Source organism: Microbacterium sp. (assembly GCF_029263575.1).
In the GTDB taxonomy this organism is placed as follows: Bacteria; Actinomycetota; Actinomycetes; order Actinomycetales; family Microbacteriaceae; genus Microbacterium.
The window spans coordinates 1-5,387 of sequence record NZ_JAJUFV010000180.1 but is presented as its reverse complement, the minus strand read 5'-3'; the positions used below and the strand labels follow the sequence as shown (position 1 = coordinate 5,387).

Annotated in this window: 10 protein-coding genes; all 10 read left to right on the top strand. The window is 66.6% G+C overall.

Annotated elements, in window-relative coordinates; genetic code table 11:
* On the top strand, nt 1–289 hold a 289-nt coding region (locus Q1J95_RS14045; RefSeq protein ID WP_300268635.1), incomplete at its 5' end, for a hypothetical protein.
* A gap of 14 nt (nt 290–303) precedes the next feature.
* Nucleotides 304–633, top strand: coding sequence for a Gp19/Gp15/Gp42 family protein (locus Q1J95_RS14040; protein ID WP_300268633.1), 330 nt, complete (start codon nt 304–306; stop codon nt 631–633).
* Nucleotides 634–647: 14 nt separating this feature from the next.
* On the top strand, nt 648–1,037 hold the full coding sequence (locus Q1J95_RS14035; protein ID WP_300268630.1) for a hypothetical protein: 390 nt from the start codon (nt 648–650) through the stop codon (nt 1,035–1,037).
* A 9-nt stretch (nt 1,038–1,046) separates the two neighbouring features.
* Nucleotides 1,047–1,295, top strand: coding sequence for a hypothetical protein (locus Q1J95_RS14030; RefSeq protein ID WP_300268628.1), 249 nt, complete (start codon nt 1,047–1,049; stop codon nt 1,293–1,295).
* Nucleotides 1,295–1,663 (top strand): hypothetical protein, encoded by a 369-nt coding sequence (locus Q1J95_RS14025; protein WP_300268626.1) that lies wholly within the window; start codon nt 1,295–1,297, stop codon nt 1,661–1,663. Before Q1J95_RS14030 ends, Q1J95_RS14025 begins: the two co-directional genes overlap by 1 nt.
* A gap of 74 nt (nt 1,664–1,737) precedes the next feature.
* On the top strand, nt 1,738–2,283 hold the full coding sequence (locus tag Q1J95_RS14020) for a hypothetical protein (RefSeq protein WP_300268625.1): 546 nt from the start codon (nt 1,738–1,740) through the stop codon (nt 2,281–2,283).
* Between the two features lie 74 nt (nt 2,284–2,357).
* Entirely contained in the window at nt 2,358–2,690 is a 333-nt protein-coding gene (locus Q1J95_RS14015; protein ID WP_300268623.1) for a hypothetical protein, read from the top strand.
* Between the two features lie 47 nt (nt 2,691–2,737).
* Entirely contained in the window at nt 2,738–3,085 is a 348-nt protein-coding gene (locus tag Q1J95_RS14010; RefSeq protein ID WP_300268620.1) for a hypothetical protein, read from the top strand.
* Between the two features lie 39 nt (nt 3,086–3,124).
* Nucleotides 3,125–4,945, top strand: coding sequence for a tape measure protein (locus Q1J95_RS14005; protein ID WP_300268618.1), 1,821 nt, complete (start codon nt 3,125–3,127; stop codon nt 4,943–4,945).
* Between the two features lie 3 nt (nt 4,946–4,948).
* Nucleotides 4,949–5,387: hypothetical protein (locus Q1J95_RS14000; protein WP_300268616.1), on the top strand; the 439-nt coding region annotated here is incomplete at its 3' end.

Sequence of the window (5,387 nt, the reverse complement as noted above, 5' to 3'; positions counted from 1 at the left end):
CCGACGAGGAGCAGGCGTAACTATGGCGGTCGGGCATCTCGAGGTTGTCTCGCAGAGCGCCCCGACACCGGGGCGGTCGATCGGGAAGGTCGCGTTCTTCGACGAGAACGGCGACCCGATCGATCTCGGTGGCGGCACCGTAACGGTCACGTGGGCGGATGTGACGGGCAAGCCCGCCACGTTCCCTGCGGCGACGCACACGCACACGATCGCTCAGGTCGACGGCCTGCAGACGATCATCGATGACTACGAGACGCGGATTGCCGCGCTCGAAGCCGCAGCGGCCTAACTCGAGGGGGCGTCATGGTTTACGCAACGGTTGATGACCTTGCTGCTCGGTGGCGCCCTCTGACCGATGACGAGTCGGAGCGGGCGGCGGTACTCCTTGAGGATGCCGCCGTCCGCCTCGACGCGTCGTGCCCGCCGTCAGACCCGCCGACCGAGCAGGAGCTCGCGGCGCGGAAGATCGTGTCGTGCGAGATGGTGAAGCGTGCCATGTCGTCGGCCGCGACGGGCGGCGTGGGTGTCACGTCGATCCAGCAGGGCGCTGGCCCGTACCAGGAGACGGTGCAGTTCTCGAACCCGACGGGGGATCTGTACCTCACGAAGGCGGATCGCAAGATGCTCGGGTGAGGTGCTCAGGTCGCGTGCACGGTCCCGATGGCGAACGATGCGCCGTACACGCCGCCGTGGGGTGCGTCGTGATCGGCGAGACGGTCGAGGTTCAGCGGTACGTCGAGACGGGCCTGGACGCGCACAACGAGCCGATCCTCGAGTGGGTCTCGGAGCAGGTTGAGGATGTCCTGGTCGCGCCCGGCGGGCGGACAGACATCGCTGACACCGAACGTCCCGAGGGGACCGTCGTGCAGTGGACTCTGCACTTCCCGAAGGGGTATCCGGCGACGTTGCGGGGCGCGCGGGTCCGCGTCCGTGGCGGCGACCCGTGTGACGTGATCGGCGACCCGCAGCACTACACGGTCGTGAACACTCCGACGCGATGGTCGATGCCTGTCGAGCTCTCGCGGGCTGACGGATAGGAGGGGCACGTGTCGAAGGTTCGTGTGCAGCTGAAACTCAAGGGCCTGAACGCGTTGATGACGTCGGCGCCCGTGCAGGCTGAGGTCGACCGGGTGGGGCGTCGGATTGCGCGCTCGGCGGGTGACGGGTTCGCCTATTCGGAGGCCCGGCCGCACAGGTGGACTGCGCGAGGGTTCGTGCAGACCAGCTCGCCTGAGGGCGCACGTCGGCAGGCTGAGGATGCGGTGCTCGAGCGGGCGATGTCGGGAGCGAAGTGATGGCGTTTCTCGACATCGACGCGATGGTGCTCGAGTTCCTCGGCGCGCATGTCGACGTGCCGGTTCGAGTGAGTGTTCCCGCTGATCGTCCCGTCTCGTTCATCGTGGCACGCAGAAACGGTGGCGCCGCGCTGAACCGGGTGATCGACCAGCCGACTGTGACGGTCGACGCGTGGGCCGCATCGTCTGCCGAGGCCGCCGCGCTTGCGGGGGTTGCTCGCGAAGCGTTCTTCCACTCGTACACGGACATGCCTCTGGTGAGCGGCGTGGAGGAGCTGACGGGGCCGTATTCGACGCCAGACCCGGAGTCGGGTTCCGCCCGGTTCCGTTTCTCGATCCAGATGACCGTGCGTGCCGCTCGGACGTAGCCCGCATCGGTCCCGGCCCTGCCATTCGGCGGGGCTTTTCTTATGCCCGGGCTCGGGCGACAAGGAGGACAGCTATGGCTGTAAACAGTGACCTCGCGCGCCTGTACGGGTCCGAGGCTGACGCAATCTACATCGCCCCGCTCGGGACTGCGATGCCGGTTGGGCTCGAGGAGCTTGGCCCGGCCTTCGAGGACATCGGGTGGCTGAGCGAGGACGGCATCGTTGAGACGCCGTCTGCGTCGAAGGAGAAGATTCGCGGCCACCAGGGCGCCGGTGTCGTGCGCACATACATGTCCGAGTCGGGCACGGAGATCGCGTTCACGGCGTACGAGGACAAGGAGCTCACGAACCGGCTGCGGTACAACGTCCTGTCGTCCGAGACTGTCGACGGGGTGCGCACCGAGGAGCGCAACGCGGGCCAGAGGGTGACGGCGGTCGCGTGTGTGATCGACCTGTTCGACCGCTCCTTCTCGGAGATCCGGGGGCGCTTCCTGATCCCTCGCTTCGAGATCGGCCCGGACGGTGAGCGCAGCTTCACGAACGCCGACATTGCCGGCTTCCCGTTCCTGGGGGAGATCGTCGGCAACTACTCGTACGTCTCCACCGACAGCGAGGCGTGACAAACCCGGTGGGCGGGGTGGTTGGCCCCAGCCCCGCCCACCGCACCATTCTGGGGCCGCGATTGGGGCTACTAATGACTACAGCGAAGAAGGCGCCGCAGGATCGGAAGCCGAAGGCGACCGAGAACCTTCAGGTGGCGGGCGTGACGCTGTCCGTGCCTGCTGATGTGGTGAAGGAGCGGCTCGCGGATTGGGACGTCGCCGAGATGATGGCGGTCCTTCAGGACGAGGACGCGCAGCCTGGCGAGCGGCTTGCGGCATCGGTGAAGGTGCTGAAGTTCGTGCTCGCGGATGACTATGCGCAGGTGAAGGCCGATCTTCGCGCCGCGAACGACGGGAAGCTCACCGAGACGGTGATGTCGGAGTTCATGGCGAGCCTGTTCGAGGCGATCGCCCCAAACTCCTGATCCTCATCGAGGTTCTGGCGCGCCATAAGGGCGCGTTGCGGGCCTCGATGAGGGCAGAGTACGGGATCGATCTGCGCGAGGTTCTCGAGACCCGCTCGATGCCGTTGCAGGATCTCGTTGACCTTGTCGCGTGGATTCCTGCGGGGTCTGCGGTGTGGCAGTCGTTCGGTGGGCCGGCGGCTGTCTCTGAGGCTGTCGCGATGCTGCGGGCGGTCGACTTCTCTGTGCGTGTTCTCGATTATCACGCGGGCCGGCATGGCAAGGGCAAGAAGCCTGAGCCTCCGAAGCCGCCAGCGTATGCGCACGAGCGGCGGGCGCGTGAGGAACGCGCTTTGCGGAAGGCGCAGTCGCGGTTGCGCATGCGTGGCCGGATCCCGCGCGGACGCAATACCTGACCCTGGGTGGGCCCCGGGGCTTTTGCTGAGGGGGCATGTATGGCAGTTGGTGGCGCTGAGATCGCGAACGCATACGTCGCCCTGACGGTGAAGGCCCCGGGGATCAAGAAGGACATCGAGCAGTCCATCGGTGGCGCCTCGAGCGGGGCCGAGAAGTCCGGCCGCACGCTGGGCTCGTCGCTGATGAAGGGCATGAAGGTCACGGCGCTGGCGGGCGCTGCGGCTGTGGGCGGTGCGGTCGTCGGGACTATCGGCGGCGCGCTGTCAAAGGGCTTCCAGCGGCTCAAGGGCATCGACAACGCCACGGCGAAGATGGAGGGCCTGGGGTTCTCTGCTGATGAGACTCAGGCCCTCATGGACAACGCGCTCGAGTCTGTCAAGGGGACGGCGTTCGGGCTCGAGGATGCTGCGGGCGTTGCCGCGCAGATGGCTGCTGGTGGCATCGGGCCGGGCAAGGAGATGGCCGACGTCCTGTCGACGGTCGCGAACAGTGCGGCGGCGGCAGGTGGGGATCTGTCCGATATGGGCGGCATCTTCTCGAAGGCTCTGACGCAGGCGAACGGCGTTCAGAACGATGTGATCGGGCAGCTTGCCGATAGGGGCATCCCGATCTACCAGGCGCTCGCTGATCAGCTCGGCGTGACCTCGGGCGAAGTGTTCAAGATGGCTTCCGAAGGGAAGATCAGCTTCGAGCAGTTCGCCGCGGCAGCGCAGGATGCTGCGGGCGGTGTCGCCGAGGCGATGGGCGAGACCGCGTCGGGATCGTGGGCGAATCTCATGGCGTCGCTGGGGCGTGCCGGCGCTGGGCTTCTCGGGGGTGTCTTCGAGGGGCTGGCACCTGCCCTTCAGGGCATCACGGATGCGATGGGGCCGATCGAGGAAGTCGCGGCCGGCGTGGGCGAGTCGATCGGGGCTTTCCTCGCCCCGGGGCTCGAGTTCCTGGCGAATCTTGGGTCGAGCGGGATCGACTTCTCTGCGTTTGCGCAGCTCGCGTCGCTCCTGTCGCCCATCAACCTCGCGTTTCAGGCGCTTGCGCCCAGCCTGCCGATGATCGTCGAAGCGTTCAACCAGGTCGCGACTGTCGTGGGTGGCGCGCTATCTCAGGTGCTATCGGCGCTGATGCCCATCGTGATCGAACTGGTTGCGCAGTTCATCGGCCTCGTGGGCGAGGTGCTTCCCGTCCTGCTCCCTCTGGTGCAGTCGGTCGCTGACCTGTTCGCTCAGGTGCTCCTCGCGCTGATGCCGCTGATGCCGCCTCTGATGGAGCTGGTGCAGGCAGTCTTCCCGCTTCTGGCGGAAGTCATCGCCGCACTGATGCCGGTGATCGAGGGCGTCGTGGGCGCGATCGGGACGCTGCTACTGCCGATTGTCGAGTCCATCGTCGACGTGCTCGGGGGCGTGATCACGTTCCTGACGGGTGTGTTCACGGGCGACTGGTCGAAGGCCTGGGAAGGCATCGTGCAGATCTTCTCGGGCATCTGGAACGGGATGGTCGGCATCGTCGAGGGCACGATCAACGCGCTCGTGGATCTGATCAACGGGCTGATCGGTGGCGTGAACAACATCACCGGCAAGGTGGGGATCCCGGAGATTCCGCTGATCCCGCATGCTGACCTGTCCGCTGTGAAGCTCGCCGAGGGCGGCCTGGTGCAGCGCACGCAGGGCGGCACGCTCGCGGTTATCGGTGAGGGCCGTTATGACGAGGCGGTCGTGCCGCTGAGTCCTGACGTTCTCGCGCAGCTGCGTGGCGGTACGGGCCAGGGCGGCGTGCAGGTTGACGTGCACCCTGCACCTGGCATGGATGAGGCGGCGATCGGTCGGATCGCTGGCCGTGAAGTCAGCTATGCGCTGAGGGGGTGAGCGATGCGGGCGACGATCAACGGCCTGTCATTTGACGAGTGGCCGCGTGATTTCGATGAGTCCTACGTGATCGAGCCGGAGGGGCTGCAGGGCTGGTTCGGTGACGTGGAGCCGCGTCGCGACGAGACCCAGCGTCCTCTCGCTGACGGGTCGTTCGATTCGCGCGTGTTCATGTCGGCTCGTGAGGTTTCGATCCAGGGGGCGATCCTCGCATCGTCGGAAGGGTCGCTTCAGGCACGGGTCGATCAGCTCGCGGGGCTTCTCTCTGACGGGAGTATCGGCCGGTTGACGGTGCAGGACGATCACGGGAACGCGACGTGGGCGGATGTTCGGCTCGCCGCGGCGACGAAGATCACCCGGTTCACGTCCGGGCGTGAGGCGTCGTTCCAGGTTCAGTTCTGGGCGCCGGATCCGCGCCGGTACGGGGAGCTGCGCACGTTCT

Coding starts and splice junctions, on each gene's coding strand:
- Q1J95_RS14025 (WP_300268626.1), top strand. CDS start 1,295: ATGGCGTTTCTCGACATCGACGCGATGGTGCTCGAGTTCCTCGGCGCG.
- Q1J95_RS14040 (WP_300268633.1), top strand. CDS start 304: ATGGTTTACGCAACGGTTGATGACCTTGCTGCTCGGTGGCGCCCTCTG.
- Q1J95_RS14020 (WP_300268625.1), top strand. CDS start 1,738: ATGGCTGTAAACAGTGACCTCGCGCGCCTGTACGGGTCCGAGGCTGAC.
- Q1J95_RS14010 (WP_300268620.1), top strand. CDS start 2,738: ATGAGGGCAGAGTACGGGATCGATCTGCGCGAGGTTCTCGAGACCCGC.
- Q1J95_RS14015 (WP_300268623.1), top strand. CDS start 2,358: ATGACTACAGCGAAGAAGGCGCCGCAGGATCGGAAGCCGAAGGCGACC.
- Q1J95_RS14005 (WP_300268618.1), top strand. CDS start 3,125: ATGGCAGTTGGTGGCGCTGAGATCGCGAACGCATACGTCGCCCTGACG.